The sequence below is a fragment of the Sphingomonas metalli genome, from assembly GCF_014641735.1.
GTDB lineage: Bacteria > Pseudomonadota > Alphaproteobacteria > Sphingomonadales > Sphingomonadaceae > Sphingomonas > Sphingomonas metalli.
On record NZ_BMIH01000002.1, the window covers coordinates 181,588 to 200,054 of the forward strand.

The 18,467-nt window shown below is 67.7% G+C and carries 17 protein-coding genes; 4 read left to right on the top strand and 13 right to left on the bottom strand.

Translation table 11 applies throughout. The features are described from left to right. Positions 1–38 precede the first annotated feature (38 nt). From IEX18_RS07035 to IEX18_RS07070, 8 genes are all read right to left on the bottom strand, one after another. A complete protein-coding gene (locus IEX18_RS07035) occupies positions 39–2,999 on the bottom strand; it encodes a 2-oxoglutarate dehydrogenase E1 component (protein ID WP_188658030.1) in 2,961 nt (986 codons plus the stop codon). Between the two features lie 121 nt (positions 3,000–3,120). Next, positions 3,121–4,005, bottom strand: a complete 885-nt coding sequence (gene sucD / locus IEX18_RS07040) for a succinate--CoA ligase subunit alpha (protein ID WP_188658031.1) — start codon at positions 4,003–4,005, stop codon at positions 3,121–3,123. Positions 4,006–4,059: 54 nt separating this feature from the next. After that, positions 4,060–4,368 carry a GIY-YIG nuclease family protein gene (locus tag IEX18_RS07045; protein WP_229664427.1) on the bottom strand — a complete coding sequence of 103 codons (309 nt, stop codon included), beginning with the start codon at positions 4,366–4,368 and terminating at the stop codon, positions 4,060–4,062. Positions 4,369–4,416: 48 nt separating this feature from the next. Next, the gene (mdh, locus tag IEX18_RS07050) at positions 4,417–5,379 is read right to left on the bottom strand and encodes a malate dehydrogenase (RefSeq protein WP_188658032.1); all 963 of its coding nucleotides are present in this window, start codon (positions 5,377–5,379) and stop codon (positions 4,417–4,419) included. A gap of 145 nt (positions 5,380–5,524) precedes the next feature. Beyond that, the gene (zapE, locus tag IEX18_RS07055; RefSeq protein ID WP_188658033.1) at positions 5,525–6,616 is read right to left on the bottom strand and encodes a cell division protein ZapE; all 1,092 of its coding nucleotides are present in this window, start codon (positions 6,614–6,616) and stop codon (positions 5,525–5,527) included. 56 nt (positions 6,617–6,672) lie between these two features. Next, positions 6,673–7,464: a succinate dehydrogenase iron-sulfur subunit gene (locus IEX18_RS07060; RefSeq protein WP_188658034.1), complete on the bottom strand. Its 792-nt coding sequence runs from the start codon at positions 7,462–7,464 to the stop codon at positions 6,673–6,675. A 154-nt stretch (positions 7,465–7,618) separates the two neighbouring features. Continuing rightward, positions 7,619–8,218 (bottom strand): ClpP family protease, encoded by a 600-nt coding sequence (locus tag IEX18_RS07065; RefSeq protein WP_188658035.1) that lies wholly within the window; start codon positions 8,216–8,218, stop codon positions 7,619–7,621. A gap of 35 nt (positions 8,219–8,253) precedes the next feature. Then, positions 8,254–9,222, bottom strand: coding sequence for a C13 family peptidase (locus IEX18_RS07070; protein ID WP_188658036.1), 969 nt, complete (start codon positions 9,220–9,222; stop codon positions 8,254–8,256). 122 nt (positions 9,223–9,344) lie between these two features. On the opposite strand from IEX18_RS07070, the gene IEX18_RS07075 reads away from it, so the two are divergent. Beyond that, positions 9,345–10,349, top strand: coding sequence for an SDR family oxidoreductase (locus IEX18_RS07075; RefSeq protein ID WP_188658037.1), 1,005 nt, complete (start codon positions 9,345–9,347; stop codon positions 10,347–10,349). A gap of 337 nt (positions 10,350–10,686) precedes the next feature. Here the strand turns inward: IEX18_RS07075 and sdhA are convergent, their stop codons facing one another. Genes sdhA through sdhC form a run of 3 tightly spaced genes read right to left on the bottom strand, consistent with a single transcriptional unit; the run spans position 10,687 to position 13,282 of the window. Further along, positions 10,687–12,489, bottom strand: coding sequence for a succinate dehydrogenase flavoprotein subunit (sdhA, locus tag IEX18_RS07080; protein ID WP_188658038.1), 1,803 nt, complete (start codon positions 12,487–12,489; stop codon positions 10,687–10,689). Then, positions 12,489–12,872, bottom strand: coding sequence for a succinate dehydrogenase, hydrophobic membrane anchor protein (gene sdhD / locus IEX18_RS07085; RefSeq protein WP_188658039.1), 384 nt, complete (start codon positions 12,870–12,872; stop codon positions 12,489–12,491). The genes sdhA and sdhD overlap by 1 nt, the downstream gene beginning before the upstream one ends. Continuing rightward, on the bottom strand, positions 12,872–13,282 hold the full coding sequence (sdhC, locus tag IEX18_RS07090; protein WP_188658040.1) for a succinate dehydrogenase, cytochrome b556 subunit: 411 nt from the start codon (positions 13,280–13,282) through the stop codon (positions 12,872–12,874). The genes sdhD and sdhC overlap by 1 nt, the downstream gene beginning before the upstream one ends. A 212-nt stretch (positions 13,283–13,494) precedes the next feature. On the opposite strand from sdhC, the gene IEX18_RS07095 reads away from it, so the two are divergent. The 3 genes from IEX18_RS07095 to IEX18_RS07105 all read left to right on the top strand — a co-directional run bounded on the left by IEX18_RS07095 (position 13,495) and on the right by IEX18_RS07105 (position 16,647). Continuing rightward, complete coding sequence (locus IEX18_RS07095) at positions 13,495–14,841, top strand: methyl-accepting chemotaxis protein (RefSeq protein ID WP_188658631.1); 1,347 nt, start codon at positions 13,495–13,497, stop codon at positions 14,839–14,841. A gap of 179 nt (positions 14,842–15,020) precedes the next feature. Continuing rightward, entirely contained in the window at positions 15,021–15,716 is a 696-nt protein-coding gene (locus tag IEX18_RS07100; protein ID WP_188658041.1) for an SDR family NAD(P)-dependent oxidoreductase, read from the top strand. Then, positions 15,706–16,647, top strand: a complete 942-nt coding sequence (locus tag IEX18_RS07105) for a 50S ribosomal protein L11 methyltransferase (RefSeq protein ID WP_188658042.1) — start codon at positions 15,706–15,708, stop codon at positions 16,645–16,647. Before IEX18_RS07100 ends, IEX18_RS07105 begins: the two co-directional genes overlap by 11 nt. Here the strand turns inward: IEX18_RS07105 and IEX18_RS07110 are convergent. Further along, the gene (locus tag IEX18_RS07110) at positions 16,636–17,355 is read right to left on the bottom strand and encodes a potassium channel family protein (protein ID WP_188658043.1); all 720 of its coding nucleotides are present in this window, start codon (positions 17,353–17,355) and stop codon (positions 16,636–16,638) included. The two genes, IEX18_RS07105 and IEX18_RS07110, sit on opposite strands and share 12 nt — an antisense overlap. Before the next feature lie 218 nt (positions 17,356–17,573). Beyond that, positions 17,574–18,434: a phenylalanine 4-monooxygenase gene (phhA, locus tag IEX18_RS07115; protein ID WP_188658044.1), complete on the bottom strand. Its 861-nt coding sequence runs from the start codon at positions 18,432–18,434 to the stop codon at positions 17,574–17,576. Positions 18,435–18,467: the final 33 nt, after the last annotated feature.

An 18,467-nucleotide genomic window follows, 5' to 3' on the forward strand; every position in this document is an offset into this window, starting at 1 on the left:
GGACCCCGGCCTTCGCCTGGGTGGTTGGGCGCTACATCTCAGCTCGCTGCCTTGCCGGCCTTCTTGTCGCTCTCGCGATTGCGGCGGATCTCGTCGCGGACATTGTGGCCGAGCGCGTCGGCGACCAGCGCCCCCTGCTCGGTCTGGTGCCGCTTCATCAGACCCGTCGCCGGCGAGGCGGCGGCCGCGCGGCCGGCATAGCGCGCGCGCTTCACCGACGATCCGGCGGCGGCCAGCGCCTCCTCGATCAGCGGCTCGGTGAAGAACCAATAGCCCTGGTTCTTCGGCTCTTCCTGCGCCCAGATCACCTCTTCCAGCTGCGGCATCCGCTTCACCCGCTCGGCCAGCGGCTCGCCGGGGAAGGGATAGAGCTGCTCGATCCGCACGATCTGGGTGGTAGTGTCCCCCGCCGCGTCGCGCGCCTCGATCAGGTCGTAGGCGACCTTGCCGGTGCACAGCACCAGCCGCTTCGTCTGCGCGTCCGGCGCACCGTTGGTGTCGGACAGGATGCGCTGGAAGTGGCTGTCGCCCTGGAACTCGGCCGCGGTCGACACCGCCAGCTTGTGGCGGAGCAGCGACTTGGGCGTGAACACGACCAGCGGCTTGCGGAAGGTGCGGTGCATCTGCCGGCGCAGCAGGTGGAAGTAATTGGCCGGCGTGGTGCAGTTGGCGACCTGCATATTGTCGCCCGCGCACAGCTGCAGGAACCGCTCGGGCCGGGCCGAGCTATGCTCCGGCCCCTGCCCTTCATAGCCGTGCGGCAGCAGCATCACGAGGCCGTTGGCGCGCAGCCACTTGGCCTCGCCGCTCGCGATGAACTGGTCGATCATGATCTGCGCGCCGTTGACGAAGTCGCCGAACTGCGCCTCCCACAGCACCAGCGTCTTCGGATCGGCGAGCGCATAGCCATATTCGAAGCCGAGCACGCCATATTCCGACAGAGGCGAGTCGAGCACTTCGAACCGCCCATGCTCGACCGTCGACAGCGGCACGTACTTGTGCTCGTCGGTCTGGTCGACCCACACCGCATGCCGCTGCGAGAAGGTGCCGCGGCCGGAGTCCTGACCCGACAGGCGGACGCCATAGCCCTCCGACATCAGCGAGCCGAAGGCGAGCGCCTCGCCCGTCGCCCAGTCGAAATTCTGGCCGGTGGCGAACATCTGCCGCTTGGCGTCGAGCACGCGGGCCAGCGTCTTGTGGACCTGGATCGTGTCGGGCACCGTGGTCAGCGTCCGGCCCAGGCTGTCGAACAGCTTGCCGGTGATTCCCGTCTCGGCAGTGCGGCGGTCGGTCACGCGCTCGGTCGGCGCCGACAGGCCGGTCCAGCGGCCCGCGAACCAGTCCGCCTTGTTCGGCTTGTAGCTCGCGCCCGCCTCGAACTCGCCTTCCAGCCGGGTGACATATTGGTTGACGTTCTGGTCGACCCAGGCCTGATCCACCACGCCCTCGGCCACCAGCCGCTTGGCATAGATGGCGCTGACGGGCGGGTGATCCTTGATCGCCTTGTACATCAGCGGCTGGGTGAAGCCCGGCTCGTCGCCCTCGTTATGGCCGAAGCGGCGATAGCACCACATGTCGATCACGATATCGCGATGGAACTTCTGGCGGAACTCGATCGCCATCTTGGTGGCGAAGGTCACCGCCTCGGGATCGTCGCCGTTGACGTGGAAGACCGGCGCCTGCACGCCCTTCGCCACGTCCGAGGGATAGGGCGAGGACCGCGCGAACTGCGGCGAGGTGGTGAAGCCCACCTGGTTATTGATTATGAAGTGGACGCAGCCGCCGGTGTTATAGCCGCGGATGCCGGAAAAGCCGAGGCATTCCCAAACGATCCCCTGCCCGGCAAAGGCGGCGTCGCCATGGATCAGCACCGGCAGCGAGGCGCTGTGGTCCTTCAGATCGCCCGCGATCGTCTGGATCGCCCGGGTCTTGCCCAGCACCACCGGGTCGGCCGCCTCCAGATGGCTGGGATTGGCGACCAGCGACATATGCACCTTGTGCCCGTCGAACTCGCGGTCATGGCTGGTGCCGAGGTGATACTTCACATCGCCCGAACCGCCGATATCGTCAGGGTTGGCCGATCCGCCGGCAAATTCGTGGAAGATGACGCGCAGCGGCTTGGCCATGACATTGGCCAGCACGTTCAGCCGGCCGCGATGCGCCATGCCGAACACGATCTCGCGCACGCCCTGCTGGCCGCCATATTTGATGACCGATTCCAGCGCCGGGATCATCGACTCGCCGCCGTCGAGGCCGAAGCGCTTGGTGCCGACATATTTGCGGCCCAGGAACTTCTCCCACTGCTCGGCCTCGATCACCTTGTTCAGGATCGCCTTCTTGCCGTCGGTCGTGAATTCGATCGCCTTGTCCTGTCCCTCCATGCGGTCCTGCAGGAAGCGGCGCTCCTCGACATCGGCGATGTGCATATATTCGAGCCCGACATTGCCGCAGTAATTGCGGCGCAGCGTGTCGACGAGCTGGCGGATGGTCGCCCATTCGAAGCCCATCGTGCCGCCCAGATAGACGGGGCGGTCGAGATCGGCGTCGGTGAAGCCGTGATATTCGGTGCGCAGATCCTCCGGCATCTCGCGCTTGGCGAGGCCGAGCGGATCGAGATTGGCGGCGAAATGGCCCCGCACGCGATAGGTGCGGATCAGCAGCTGGGCCCGGATCGCGTCACCCGCCGCCTTGACGATGTCCTGCTGGCTCGGCGCCGCCGCCGCGGGGGCCGCGGCGGGCTTGCCCCCCTTGGCTGGCTTGGGAGCGGGCTCCATCTGGGTCGGGTCCAGCCCGGCGGTCAGCTCGTCGGTGCTGGTCAGCGGCCAGCGCCGGCTCTGCCAGCTCGGCTGCGACGGCCCGCGCTCCAGCCCCTCGAAAAAGCCCTGCCAGCCGCTTTCGACCGAGCCGGGATCGGCCTGGTAGCGGGCATAGAGCGCCTCGATGAACGCCGGGCTGACGCCCGATGCGATGTCGCTGAAATCCTGACCTTCGTAGCCCATTTTACGCTTCTCCGGGCCGCCTTCGGTCTATGTCGTCACCCCGGCGAAGGCCGGGATCCAGAGCCACGAGCGGCCCGCCTGCCGCTCTGGACCCCGGCCATTGCCGGGGTGACGGACGTATTTACTTGCCGAGTACTTCCAACAACGTCGAACCCAGCTCGCTGGGGCTGGCCGCGACCTTGATCCCGGCCGCTTCCATCGCCGCGATCTTGTCCTCGGCGCCGCCCTGGCCGCCCGAGACGATCGCGCCGGCATGGCCCATGCGGCGACCCGGAGGGGCGGTGCGGCCGGCGATGAAGCCCGCCATCGGCTTCTTGCGCCCGCGCTTCGCCTCGTCGCGCAGGAACTGCGCCGCTTCCTCTTCGGCCGAGCCGCCGATCTCGCCGATCATGATGATCGACTCGGTCGCGTCGTCGGCCAGGAACAGCTCCAGCACGTCGATGAAGTTGGTGCCGTTGACCGGATCGCCGCCGATGCCGACCGCGGTGGTCTGGCCGAGGCCGGCGTTCGAGGTCTGGAACACCGCCTCGTAGGTCAGCGTGCCCGACCGCGAGACGACGCCCACCGAGCCCTGCTTGAAGATCGAGCCCGGCATGATGCCGATCTTGCACTGGCCCGGCGTCAGCACGCCCGGGCAGTTCGGCCCGATCAGCCGCGACTTGGAGCCCGACAGCGCGCGCTTGACGCGGACCATGTCGAGCACCGGAATGCCCTCGGTGATGCAGACGATCAGCGGCACGTCCGCGTCGATCGCCTCCAGGATCGAATCCGCCGCGAAGGGCGGCGGCACGTAGATCACCGACGCATCCGCGCCGGTCTTGGCCTTGGCTTCCGCCACGGTGTCGAACACCGGCAGGTCGAGATGCGTGGTCCCGCCCTTGCCCGGCGTGACGCCGCCGACCATCTGCGTGCCGTATTCCAGCGCCGCCTTGGTGTGGAAGCTGCCGGTCTCGCCGGTCATGCCCTGGGTAATGACCTTGGTGTTCCGGTCGACGAGGATGCTCATCTGATCTCCGATCCTACCACCCCGGCGAAGGCCGGGGTCCAGTTGGGAAGGCGCTCATGGCAGGGCGATACGATCGTACAGGTCTTCCCATTCGGGATTAAGCCCCTCGATCTCCCGCACCTTCCAGTCACGCCTCCATTGCTTCATTTGCAGCTCGCGCTGCCGAGCCGCCTCCCAGTCGCCGCATGCCTCATACCAGACGAGGTGCCTGCAACCATATCGCTTCGTGAACCCGGAACCGGCGCCGTTGCGATGCTCCCACACGCGCTTGGACAGGTTCGTCGTCGAGCCGAGATAGAGGGTGCCGTTGCGCCCGCTGGCCATGATGTAAACGAAGCATTGCGCCTCCATCATGACCGACATCCCGACTGGACCCCGGCCTTCGCCGGGGTGGTTCTTTTTTTGCTTGGCTTAGTTCAAGCTGCCATCGATCCCCTTGCAGGCCACCAGCAGCTCCTTCACCGCGTCGACCGAGACCTGGAGGTTCGCCTTCGCCTCGTCCGACAGCTTGACCTCGACCACCTTCTCGACGCCGCCGGCACCGATCACGACGGGCACGCCGACATAGAGATTGTCGATGCCATATTCACCCGACAGGTGAGCCGCGGCGGGCAGGATGCGCTTCTGGTCGTAGAGATACGCCTCGGCCATCGCGATGCCGCTGGTCGCGGGGGCGTAGTAGGCCGAACCGGTCTTCAGCAGCGCGACGATCTCGCCGCCGCCGCCGCGGGTGCGCTTGATGATCGCGTCGACCTTCTCCTTGGTGGAAAAGCCCATGTCGATCAGATCGCTGACCGGGATGCCGCTGACGGTCGAATATTCCAGCACCGGCACCATCGTGTCGCCATGGCCGCCGAGCACGAAGGTGTTCACGTCCTTCACCGACACGCCGAACTCCTCGGCGAGGAAGTGGCTGAAGCGCGCCGAGTCGAGCACGCCCGCCATGCCGACCACCTTGTTGTGGGGGAGGCCGGAGAACTCGCGCAGCGCCCAGACCATCGCGTCGAGCGGGTTGGTGATGCAGATCACGAAGGCGTCGGGCGCGTTGGCGGCGATGCCCTCGCCGACGGCCTTCATCACCTTCAGGTTGATGCCGAGCAGGTCGTCGCGGCTCATGCCCGGCTTGCGCGCCACGCCCGCGGTGACGATGATGACGTCCGCACCGGCGATGTCGGCATAGTCGTTCGAGCCCTTGATCGAGGCATCGAACCCCTCGACGGGGCCGCACTGCGACAGATCGAGCGCCTTGCCCTGCGGCACGCCTTCGACCACGTCGAACAGGACGATGTCGCCCAGCCCCTTCAGGGCGGCCAGGTGCGCGAGCGTGCCGCCGATATTGCCGGCGCCGATCAGCGCGATCTTCTTGCGGGCCATTCCAATCCTTCTCCCTTGGAGGCGCGGGTGCGATTGGACATGCCGCCTACGCCCATCGGTCGCCGGGGGCAACCGGTAAAGCGCCGGAGTTAAGGATTAGTTTTGATAATAGTTCGCAGGAGCGATAAGGCATTGCAAGCGCCGTCTACGCCGCTTCGCCATGGCCGGCCGCGAGATAATCGTCCGACTGCATCTCCTCCAGCCGGCTGACCGTTCGCTGGAATTCGAACGCGCCGTTGCCGCCGGGATAGAGCTCCGCAGGCTCGGCATCGGCCGCCGCCAGCAGCTTCACCTTATGCTCGTAGAGCGCATCGATCAGCGAGACGAAGCGCGCCGCCTCGTTGCGATTCTCGGGGCCGAGCCGGGGAATGCCGACCAGGATGACCGTGTGGTAGCGGCGGGCGATCGCCAGATAGTCGGCCGCTCCGCGGGCCTCGCCGCACAGGCGCTTGAACGAGAACACGGCCACGCCCTTCAGCACCTTGGGGACATGCAGCGTGCGCCCCTGCACGATCAGGTCCTCCGCGGGGATCGGCTCGGTCACTTCATGATCGGTCAGGCGATAGAAGGCGGCGGACAGATTGGCGGTCGCCGCCGCACCGTTGGGCACCAGCCAAACCTGCTGGCTGCCCAGCCGGTCGCGGCGGTAATCGACCGGGCCGTTGAGCGCGAGGACGTCCATCCGCGTCTCGATCAGCGCAATGAACGGCAGAAAATGCTCGCGGTTGAGCCCGTTCTTGTACAGTTCCGACGGCGCCCGGTTGGAGGTGGTGACCACCGTCACCCCCGCCTCGATCATTGCGGTGAACAGCCGCGACAGGATCATCGCATCGGGACTGTTCGTCACCATCATCTCGTCGAAGGCGAGCAGCCGCGCCTCCTCCGCCAGCGCGGCGGCGACCGGCGGGATGGGATCGCCCTGTTCCTTGCGACGCTCGATCGCGATGCGGCCATGCACCTCCAGCATGAACTCGGCGAAATGGACACGCCGCTTCTGCGCGATAGCGACCTGCTCGAAGAAGAGGTCCATCAGCATCGACTTGCCGCGGCCGACATCCCCCCAGAGATACACTCCGCGCGGCGGCACGATGCGACGGCGGAACAGCCCGGTGGTGCGGGGATGCGCCAGCTCTTCCGCCAGAGCGTCGAGCCGCTTGGCCGCCGCCGCCTGCTCCGGATCGGCGCGCAACTCGCCCGCGACGATCAGCGTGTTATAGGCGGAAAGGACGTTTGGCATGGGAGGAGACGATACCAGCCTCCCCTCCCCTTCAGGGGAGGGGCCGAGACGAGGGATCAGAGGATCCGCTCGGCCTCCATCTTCTTGATCTCGGCAATCGCCTTGGCCGGGTTCAGCCCCTTGGGGCACACGTTCGCGCAGTTCATGATCGTGTGGCACCGATACAGGCGGAACGGGTCCTCCAGATTGTCGAGCCGCTCGCCGGTCATCTCGTCGCGGCTGTCGGCCAGCCAGCGATAGGCCTGGAGCAGGATCGCCGGGCCCAGGAACTTGTCCGAATTCCACCAGTAGCTGGGGCAGGAGGTCGAGCAGCAGGCGCACAGGATGCACTCGTACAGCCCGTCGAGCTTGGCGCGGTCCTCGGGCGACTGCAGCCGCTCCTTGCCCGCCGGCTCCGGCGTCACGGTCTGCAGCCATGGCTTGATCGACGCATATTGCGCGTAGAAGTGGGTGAAGTCCGGCACCAGGTCCTTCACCACGTCCATATGCGGCAGCGGCGTGATGCGGATGTCGCCCTTCATGTCCTCGATCGCCGTGGTGCAGGCCAGGCCGTTCTTGCCGTCGATGTTCATCGAGCACGAACCGCAAATGCCCTCGCGGCACGAGCGGCGGAAGGTCAGCGAGCTGTCCTGCTCCGCCTTCATCTTGATCAGCGCGTCGAGCACCATCGGGCCGCAGTCGTCGAGATTGACCTCGAAGCTGTCGTAGCGCGGATTCTCGCCGCTATCGGGATCGTAGCGATAGATTTTGAAGGTCTTCAGCCGGCCCTTCGCCGCCGCCGGGTTGCTGGCGGGATAGTGCGCGCCCTTCGTGACGCGGCTGTTCTTGGGGAGGGCGAATTCGGCCATCGTGTAATCCGATCCTGTCTGACGGCAGAGCCGTTAACACCGCTGCGGCGCTGCGGCAAACCCTGCGCGCGGATAGTTGCTGCGGATTACCGCTGCCTTGCGCAGGGCATCGGGCGAGCGTGCCGGAACGCAGCGCTCGCGCATGCGGCAAGGATCAGATGATGTCGAGGACCAGCCCCAGCGAGCGCGCTTCCTCTGCCTCGATATACCAGTTGGACGGCGCCTTGGCCTTCAACTCCTCGAGCGACACGCGTGACCCGGCGACCAGGGCGGCAAAGCCCTCGTCCTGGATGCGGATCGAATCGCTGATCTCGTGCAGCTTGGCCTTGAGCAGATAGTCGAGCGTGCTCAGCGGCCCGTTGAGCTGTACGGTCGAATTCATCAGCCGTTCGTGGATCATCAACCGGCTGCCGCGGGTCAGGAAGCGGCAATCGACCGGAAAGGCCGACATGAAGGTCGCCCCGGCAGAATAGACCGCGACCTTGCCCAGGAAAAGCGTCTCGCGCCCGGTATATTCGCGGATCAGGCGGATGCCGTCCCCCATCGCCCGCGCCATCTCCGGATCGCCGCCCAGGGTGGTGATCGAGACGACCAGCGGACCGTCGGGCGCGGCGGCGAGGAGCTGATCCTTGAAGCTCTGGTACATCGCCTCGTCCACCGCACCGTGCAGCTGCACATGCGGTGCCGCCAGCAGCGGATAGCGGGACGCGCGTCCCTGTGTATCGTCGGCGGTGCCGGGTACGTTATCGGTCATAGCGGGAGTAACCGGAGACGGAAGTTGCGGTTCCGTCATTCCGCCAGCGCGTCTGTCGCCGGCCGCCCGACCGGCGCACCTCCGGCGACCGGCGGCGTCTCGAGCACCGCGAGCCAGCGCGCCGCACCCGCACCGATCGCGACCTGCGGCTGCGAGGGCTCCAGCTTGCCCTGCCGCTCCCATCCCGCGATCGTCGCCTGCGCCTCTGCGGCCGCCCGGGCGAAGGACTGGGGCTTGCGCAGCGCATGGTTGATCAGCGCATCGCCGAAGAAGGTCCAGTCGTTGTCGGCCCGGCAGCCGAAGGAGGTTCGCTCAGCCGAGGCGGCGGTCACCACCGCGCTGGTGTCGTTCGCCAGCATCGGCACGAACACGCCGGCGAAACAGGCGCTGAGCAGCACCATTCGCCGCTCGATGCCCAGCATCGAAAGCGTTGTCCACAGCGCGGTTGGCGACATCACGCCATAGCCCTGGTCGCTGTCGTTGTAGACGATCCCGAGCGGCGCGCCGTGCGCGGTCAGATAGAGGATCAGCACATCCTCCCGCCGGTCCATCAGCTCGGCGACCCGCGCCAGCACCGTCTGGACCGCCTGGGGCGATCCCATCGCCAGCGCGGGCCCGCCCCGGCCGTCGCGCCCGGCCAGAGTCACGCTGCGGCCGTCGGCACCATAGCGGCGGGTGAGCACCCGGCCCGCCTCCCGCGCCTCGCGCGCGAAGACCGGATCGCTGTCGAGCGCGACGGCGACGACATAGGCGTCGACGGTGCCGGGCCGCTGCGGCCTGAGCCCGGCAAGCGCCTGTTCGAGCGCGCGATGCTGGGCGAGCGTCGCCGCCGGGCTGCGGTCGTGCTCGATTGCGACGGCGCCGTTGGCCAATGCCACTACCTCGGCCTCGGGTGCGGTACCGATCAGCGGGGCCTGCCGGGTGTGCGCGGCCGGCGGCTCCTGCGCGGCCACGATCCCGCCCGCGGCGAGCAGCGCCCCGACAGCCCATACGATCCGCCTCATCCGCCCGTCCCCTACGCTGTTGATCGAAGTGAAGGCGCAATCCCGCGACCCGTCAAGCGGAAGGAACGGCTTTCAATCCATAGGGTTGAGTGGCCTCCTACCCTCGCTGCCCGGAGACTGGGATGCCGACGCTCAAGCCGCTTGCCGATCAGGTCATCGTCATCACCGGAGCGAGCTCGGGCATCGGCCTCGTCACCGCCCGTGCGGCGGCCCGCGCAGGCGCCAAGGTCCTGATGGTCGCCCGGTCCGAGGCGACGCTGCAAAGCCTTGTCGGCGAGCTCGAGTCGGAAGGCGGCATCGTCGCGGCGAAGGCCGCGGATGTCGGCGACGCAGCGAGCGTCAAGGCCGCGGCGGACCATGCCGTCGCGCGCTTCGGCCGGATCGACACCTGGGTCAATTGCGCGGGGGTCGCTGTGTACGGACGGCTGCTCGACGTGCCCGATGACGAGCATGAACAGCTGTTCCGCACCAACTATTTCGGCGTCGTCCATGGCTGTCGCGCGGCGGTGCCGCATCTGCGGGAGCAGGGCGGTGCGCTGATCACGGTCGGCTCGATCGCCTCCGACATGCCGAGCCCGATCATGGGCGCCTATTCCGCCTCCAAGCACGCGGTGAAGGCTTTCGTCGAGGTCCTGCGCATGGAGCTGGCCGCGGCGGGCGCGCCGATCTCGGTCACCTTGGTCAAGCCATCGGGGATCGATACGCCGATCGGCCAGCATGCCGCCAATCACGAGCCCGGCGAGGCGCAGATCCCCCCGCCCGTCTACGATCCGCAGCTGGTCGCCGACGCGATCCTGGCCTGCGCGGTGCGCCCCATCCGCGAGGTGACCGTCGGCGGGGCGGGCCGCGCCGAGGCGTTGTTCGCGGCCCACTTTCCCGCGCTGTACGAGCGCCTGGCGCCCTGGATGGCGCGCAGCTTCCTCGACAAGCGCAAGGCGCAACCGGTGCCGAGCAACCTGCCGGCGAGCGTCCGCACCGGCGAGGAACGGTCGGGCGAACACCCGCATGCGCGGCGCACCAGCCTCTACACGGCCGCCTCGCTCCATCCGCGCACGACCGCGGCGGTGGGGATCGGCGGACTGGCGCTCGCCGCGGCAGGGCTGGCAATGCGACGGCGGGCGGCGTGAGGCGCGGCGCGTGGCTTTGATCCGCCGGTGCGGAGCGGAGTCGAGGAAAAGGGGGGCTCAGGCCCTTCGACTTCGCTCAGCACGAACAGGTCAATGAGAGGTCATCTAGCTCTAGGACAACGCCGCCCGAGACCCCATCCCGCCGGGAAGACGATCTCGTAGAGCGAGATTCCTACAAAAGTTCATCGTCATGCCGGACTCGTTCCGGCATCCATCGCGCGACAAGCGTATGAGCTGCCGATCTCGCGGAACCGTGGATCCCGGAACACGTCCGGGATGACGATGAAAGATGCCGACGACCCACTTTCGCCAAGATCCCGCGCGGCGGGACCGAACCTTAGTAGACCCGCTTCTTCGGCTTGATGTAATCGACGTCGTCGGTGAGCGTGTAATCGTGCACCGGGCGATAATCGATCGCCACCGCCCCGCCGTCGCCGCCCCAGCCGGTGAAGGTGGTCAGCGTATGCTTCATCCAGGTCGCGTCGTCGCGCTCCGGGAAGTCCTCGTGCATATGGGCGCCGCGCGATTCCTTGCGGTTGGCAGCGCTCTCCATCGTCACCACGGCCTGGGACAGGAGATTGTCCAGCTCCAGCGTCTCGACCAGATCGGTGTTCCAGATCAGCGAGCGGTCCTTCACCCCCACGTCCGCCATCCGCTTGTAGGTGGCGGCGATCTTCTCCTGCCCTTCGGACAGGAGCGCGGAGTCGCGGAACACGGCGCAATGCTTCTGCATCGTCCGCTGCATCTCGGTGCGGATCTGCGCGGTCGGCGAGCCGCCGGCGGCGTTGCGGAACCGGTCGAGCCGGGTCAGCGCCAGCTCCTCCGAGCCCTTGGGGAGCGCGTCGTGCTTGGTGTTCGGCTTCAGGATGTCGCGGATGCGCAGGCCGGTGGCGCGGCCGAACACGACGAGATCGATCAGCGAGTTGGAGCCCAGGCGGTTCGCGCCATGGACCGACACGCACGCCGCCTCGCCCACCGCGAACAGGCCGGGGACGACATGGTCAGGATTGCCGTCCTTCAGGCAGACGACCTCGCCATGATAGTTGGTCGGGATGCCGCCCATATTATAATGGACGGTCGGCGTGACCGGCAGCGGCTGGCGCGTCAGGTCGACGCCCGCGAAGATCTTGCCCGTCTCGGTGATCCCCGGCAGCCGCTCGGCCAGCACCTTGGGATCGATATGGTCGAGGTGCAGGAAGATATGGTCCTTGTGCTCGCCGACCCCGCGGCCCTCGCGCATCTCCATCGCCATCGAGCGCGACACGACGTCGCGCGACGCCAGATCCTTCGCCGAGGGGGCGTAGCGCTCCATGAAGCGCTCGCCCTCGGAATTGGTGAGATAGCCGCCCTCGCCGCGCGCGCCCTCGGTGATCAGCACGCCCGCGCCGTAGATGCCGGTCGGGTGGAACTGCACGAACTCCATGTCCTGCAGCGGCAGGCCCGCGCGCAGCACCATCGCATTGCCGTCGCCGGTGCAGGTATGCGCCGAGGTGGCGGAGAAATAGCAGCGGCCATAGCCGCCCGTCGCCAGCACGACATTGTGCGCGCGGAACCGGTGGATCGAGCCATCTTCCATGCACAGCGCGATCACGCCGCGGCAGACGCCGTTCTCCATGATCAGGTCGAGCGCGAAATATTCGATGTAGAAGTCCGCGTCGTACTTCAGCGACTGCTGGTAGAGCGCGTGCAGCATCGCATGGCCGGTACGGTCGGCCGCGGCGCAGGTGCGCTGCACCGGCGGGCCGTCGCCCATATTCTGCATATGACCGCCGAACGGGCGCTGGTAGATGGTGCCGTTCTCGTTGCGGCTGAACGGCACGCCGGCATGTTCCAGCTCGTAGACCGCGGCCGGCGCCTCGCGCACCATATATTCGATCGCGTCCTGGTCGCCGAGCCAGTCGGAACCCTTGACCGTATCGTACATGTGCCACGACCAGTGATCGGGCGTGTTGTTGCCCAGGCTGGCAGCGATGCCGCCCTGCGCCGCGACGGTGTGGCTGCGGGTCGGGAACACCTTGGTGATGCACGCGGTCTTCAGCCCGCTCTCGGCGATCCCCATGGTCGCGCGCAGGCCCGAACCGCCCGCGCCGACGACGACGGCGTCGTAGGTGTGGTCGATGATCTTGTAGGCAGCGGGCATCAGGCAGCGGCTCCGAGCGCGATCTTCACGATCGAGAAAAGGGCGGCGGCGCCCAGCGCCACCACGAAGAAGTTGAGGAGGACGAGCATGACGATGCGGCTCTCGTCATGCTGATAGTCCTCGATCACCACCTGGAGGCCCAGGCGGAAATGCGAGAAGACCGACAGGATCAGCAACGCCATCGGCAGCGCGACCCAGCCGTTCGACAGCCACATCCGCATCGAGGCATAGTCGAACGAAGGCTGGCGGGCGATCGACACGATCAGCCACAGCATGAGGAACAGGTTGGAGCCCGCGGTCAGCCGCTGCTGCCACCAGTGATGGGCGCCTTCCTTGGCGGAGCCGAGGCCGCGCACCCGGCCGAGAGACGTACCCGAGCGCATCACTTCATCCCCAGATAGAGCCAGAAGGCGGCGGTCAGCGTGACCGAGGCGAGCATCGTCGCCAGCGCGCCCAGCTTGTTGCGGCGCAGCTCGTAGCCCGCGCCGGTATCGAGCACGAGATGGCGGATGCCGGTCATCATGTGCTGGAAGAGCGACAGGGTCAGGCCGATGCCGACGATATAGCCCAGCACGTTGAGCTTGCCGCTTTCGACCGTGAAGGTGTCGACGAAGGTCGCGTAGCTCTCCTCGCCCCCCGCCAGTGCGGCGAGGAACCAGACCAACAGGCCCGCACCCACGGTCGCCATGCCGCTGCCGGTCACACGATGGAGGATGGAGACCAGCATGTGCGGGCCCCAGCGCCAGATGGTGAGATGCGGGCTGAGCGGCCGGGCGGGATTGCGGGATGCCAAGGCGTGCCTCTTGAGCAGGAAAAGGGACTATCATCCATTCGGACGTATGCGCGCCCGCCTATGCGACCCCCGCCCGTGCGATGCAAGCCGCAAGCAGGGCGGGCGTTCACCCCTGTTGCCTCTAACCTACCCTTAACCAGTCCGCGGATAGGCCTCCGGGCGAGCAGAACCTTTATTCCCGGGGGGAAATTCGGCCCGTGTCCGTCAGCACCATGCCAGTACCGGCCTCGATCGCCGCATCGATCGACATCCAGGCGCGGATCAGTGCGTTCGATGGCGGCGACAACACGCTGATCGCCAACGCCGCGGCGCTCTGGCCGATCCTGGAGCCGGAAGCCGACGAGATCGTAGATGCCTATTGGGCCTCGTGGCAGCGCGCGCATCCCGGTCATGCCGAGTGGACGCCGCTCGACAAGGTCCGCCGGATCGAAGCGGGGCGCACCTATCTGCGCAACCGTTTCTGCGACCTGGCCGGGCGTTCGTGGATCGAATCGCTGGAGCGCTCCGTCGCCGCGGCCTATCGCAACGGGATCGCCCCGATGGACGTGCTGGCCATGTCGTGCGCCAGCGATCGCGCCGCCCTGACCGTGCTGTGCCGCAACGTTCCCCCGGAGGATCCGCGCTTCGCCACGATGACCGACACGCTGATGCGCCTGTTCGGCATGGAGACCGAACTGACCGTCGCCCTGTTCGCCGGCTTCCAGCAGCATGGTGAGCGGCAGAAGCGCGAGATGCTGACCTCGGAATTCCAGCAGAGCATCGGCGGCACCGTCGAGGTGGCGAGCCAGGATTCGACCGCGCTGCGCGGCCAGAGCGGCCGCGCCTCGATGCTGGCGCGCGGCATGCTGGGCAAGTCGTCGGAGGTCGCCGCCGCGGCCGAGCAGTCGGCCGTCGCGATGCGCGAGGCCGCGCAGACCGCCGCCGGCCTGATCCGCGCGATCGAGGATGCCCGCACGGAGGTCGATGCCGCCGCCGAGATCGCCACCCGCGCCGCGGCCCAGGCGGGCGAGGCGGTCGGCATGTCCGAGGCGCTGTCGGATCACGCCAAGTCGATCGAATCGATCCTGGGGCTGATCCGCGACATCGCCGGCCAGACCAATCTTCTCGCGCTCAACGCCACGATCGAGGCGGCGCGCGCGGGCGACGCGGGGCGCGGCTTCGCCGTGGTGGCGCAGGAGGTGAAGAGCCTCGCCAGCCAGACGGCGCGCGCCACCGACGACATCGCCGCCAAGATCGCCTCGATCCAGGCGGCCACCCGCTCGACCGTCGATACCAACGCTTCGATCAAGACAACGGTCGCGGAGGTCCAGGAATCCGCCGAGCGCATCCGCTATGCGATGGAGGCGCAGGCACAGACGGTGACCGCCATCACCGCCGCGGTCGACGAGACCGCGCTGGCGGCCGACTCCATGTCCTCGACCATCGCCGCGATCCGCGAGGATACGGAGACCGTCGCCTCCGAGATCGAGGAAGTCGGCCGGGGCTTCGACGCGCTCGACGGGCGGCTGGGCCAGCTCAAGACCAGCGCCGGCGAGTTCGTGACCAAGGTCGCGGCCTGAGGCGTTCAACACCAGGCCGTCGTCCCTGCGAAGGCTGGGATTTCCCGGTGATAGCGCGGGGCGGGAGCCGCGAGAGGCCCCAGCCTGCGCTAGTGCGACGACTCAGGTTGGGTGGATCGGACTCTCGGTTCCACCCGCAAACAGTGGCCCCACCTCCGCCCCCGCACTAAGCGGGCGTGATGACCATCCTACTCACCGGATCGAGCCGCGGCATCGGCGCAGCGATCCTCGACTCCCTCACTGCGGCGGGTACCGCCGTGATCGGCCACGGCACCGCGAGCGGCATCCCCGCCGATTTCAGCCAGCCCGGTGCGGCCGACCGGCTGTGGCAGGCGGCGCTCGATCAGGCCGGCGGCGCGATCGACTTGCTGATCAACAATGCCGGCATCTTCGAGGCCAATCCGCTCGACGATGACGATGCCGACTGGCTCGCCGGCTGGGAGCGGACGATGCGCGTCAACCTGACCGCCGCCGCCGAACTCTGCCGCCTCGCCGTGCTGCACTGGCAGGCGCGCGGAGTCGGCGGCCGGATCGTCAATGTCGCCAGCCGCGCCGCCTATCGCGGCGACAGCCCGGCCCACTGGCACTATGCCGCCTCCAAGGCCGGCATGGTCGCGATGACCAAGACGATCGCGCGCGGCTATGCGCGCGACTCCATCCTCGCCTTCGCGGTCTGCCCCGGCTTCACCATGACCGGCATGGCCGAGGATTATTTGGAGAGCCGCGGCGGGGACAAGTTGCTCGCCGATATCCCGCTCGGTCGCGTCGCGGACCCTGCGGAGGTGGCGAGCGCCGTCCGTTACCTCGCGCTGGACGCGCCGCCCTCGATGACCGGCGCGGTGATCGACGTGAACGGCGCCTCCTATGTCCGATAGCTGGCGCGTCACCCTGCCCTGCACCCGTGCCGAGGCCGAGGCGATCGATGCGGCGTCGGATCTCGCGATCGACGCGGTGCTGATGACCACCGAGGAGGTGGAGGACGATGTCGAGCACTGGCGGCTCGACGCCTATATGGATGCCGAGCCCGATGCGGCGATGCTCGCCGCGCTGGCAGCGCTGGCGCCGAGCGCGGGCAGCCGCCCGCCGCGGATCGAGAAGCTGTCCGACGAGGATTGGGTGACGCTCAGCCAGCAGGGGCTGGAGCCGATTCGCGAAGGCCGCTTCGTCGTCCATACCAGCGCGCATCCCGCTACCCCCGAACCCGGCACGCGCGCCTTCCTGATCGACGCGGGTCGCGCCTTCGGCACGGGGCATCACGGCACGACCAGCGGCTGCCTCGCCATGCTCGATGCTCTGGCGCGCGAGGGGAAGCGGTTCGCCAGCGCGATCGATATCGGGACCGGCACCGGCCTGCTCGCCTTCGCCGCGCTGCATCTGTGGCCGCAGGCGGCAGTGACCGCGACCGATATCGATCCCGTGGCGATCGACGTGACCCGCGCCAACGCTGCCGCCAATACGGTGGAGGGCGTTCGCCTGATCGTCGCCGACGGCACGCTCGATCCGGCCGTGACCGACGGCGCGCCCTACGACCTCGTCATCGCCAACATCCTGGCGGGGCCGCTGGTGTCGATGGCGCCGGAACTCGCCGCGATCGCCGCGCCGCATGCCACGATCCTGCTCGCGGGCCTGCTCGAGACGCAGCGCGAGGCGGTGGTCGCGGCCTATGCCGCCTGCGGCTGTTCGCTCGATGCGATCGACCGCCGCGGCGACTGGACGATCCTGCGCCTGACCGCGAGCGCCGAGCGCTTCGTGCCGACCGGCCCCTTCGACCCGAAGGGACGTGACGGCTGGGCGCTAGACATCTGACTCGCGCTCGCCGCGCAGCCGTCCCTCGTGCGCGAGGTGCAGCGCGACGAGGCGCGCGAGCAGCGTTGCCGGGAAGAGCTGGCCGAACACCGCCTCCGCCGTCGCGAGGCTGCGGGTCAGCGGCTCGGCGGGGGTGATGTCGCCGAAGCCGGTGGTGGTGATCGTCGTCAGGCTGAAATAGGTGAAGGCGGCGGTGGAGCCCGCGGTTGCATGCACCCCGCCGGCCCCGACAAAGGCGCTCGGCGCATGCATCTGGATCGCGCCATAGGCGATGGCGAACAGCGCCGAGACGTTGAGGTAGAGCAGCACGGCGCCGCGGACGCGATGGGCCGTCACGCGCCCTTCCGCGAAGACGTGCTGCGCCACCACCGCGGTGATCGCGCCGTTGAAGATGAAGGCGACGAGGGCGATGGCCTCATGCTGTTCCAAGGGGTCCAGCCGAAGCGAATCGGTGACGATCGGGCCGGCGAGCGGCCAGGCGGTGAGCAATCCGATGGAGGCGACCAGCACCGCCTGCCACAGGCGGTGCCGGGTCAACGCGGCGATGCAGATCCCCGCAAAGGCGAGGTGGCAGGCGTCGAGCAGCGTCCGCCCCATCGCCCAGTCCTGCGCGAAAGGGATGACGACGAAGAGGGTAAGTCCTTGCAGGACGAGCAGCGCCGACAGGCTGTGATCCACCCGCCGGTCGCGATCCATGATCCAGTGCATCGGCATAAGGCTCCGGTTTCCAGCACGCGGCGGGGTGTGCTGTGGTCGGGCGGTGCTGAATAGAAGCTGTCGAGCGGGTGCGCGCTCCTCGCCTCAGACACCTTCCGCCGTTCGCCCCGAGCTTGTCGAAGGGCTGTTCTTCTTCGTATCGCGCGAAGAAGAACGGCAGTGCTTCGACAAGCTTAGCACGAACGGGTGGGGAGCTGGCGATCCAGCAATTACCCTCGAACCCGCGCCTGCGTGCCCCGGGTCAGCACCGTGTCGCCATGCACCACCGTGCCGACCGGGATATCTGGCTGCTGCTTCAATCGCTCGTAGAGCGGCGCGAAGTCGGTCTCGACCGTCAGGCGCAGCAATTCGTCGAAGCTCGGCACGACGAAATAGGTCTGTTGGAAATCGTCGATCCGATATTCGGTGCGCATCACCCGCTCGAGGTCGAGGAGGATGCGGTCGGGGCTGTCATCCTCCAGCGCGAAGCGGCTTTCCGTGAAGCTCGAGACGATGCCGGCGCCGAAGATGCGCAGACCGCCCGCCTCGCGCACCAGGCCGAACTCGACCGTATACCAGTAGAGACGGCTGAGATACCGCAAGGCATCCAGACCCAGCGCCCGCTGCCCGCCCCGGCCATAGGCGGCGAGATAGTCGGCGAAGACCGGATCGGCGAGCATCGGCACATGGCCGAACACGTCGTGGAAGACGTCCGGCTCCTGCAGATAATCGAGTTGGTCGGGACGGCGGATGAAGTTGCCCGCGACGAAGCGCCGGTTGGCCATATGGTCGAAGAAGACGTCGTCGGGAACCAGCCCCGGCACCGCCACCACCTGCCACCCGGTCAGCGCCATCAGCCGATCCGACAGGACGCGGAAATCGGGAATGCCGGGGCGATCGAGCTTGAGCACGTCGAGTCCCTTCAGCCAGGCTTCCGAGGCGCGGCCGGGCAGCAGCTGTGCCTGGCGCGCGAACAGCGTGTCCCAGGTCGCGTGCTCCTCCTGGGTATAGGCATCCCAGTGCTGGTCGATGGTCCAGTCGGCTGCGGCACCGGGCGGCGGGGCGTCGAGAACGTGCGTATCGTCGGCCATGGCGCTATCCTACCAGCAATGGTTGCGAATGAA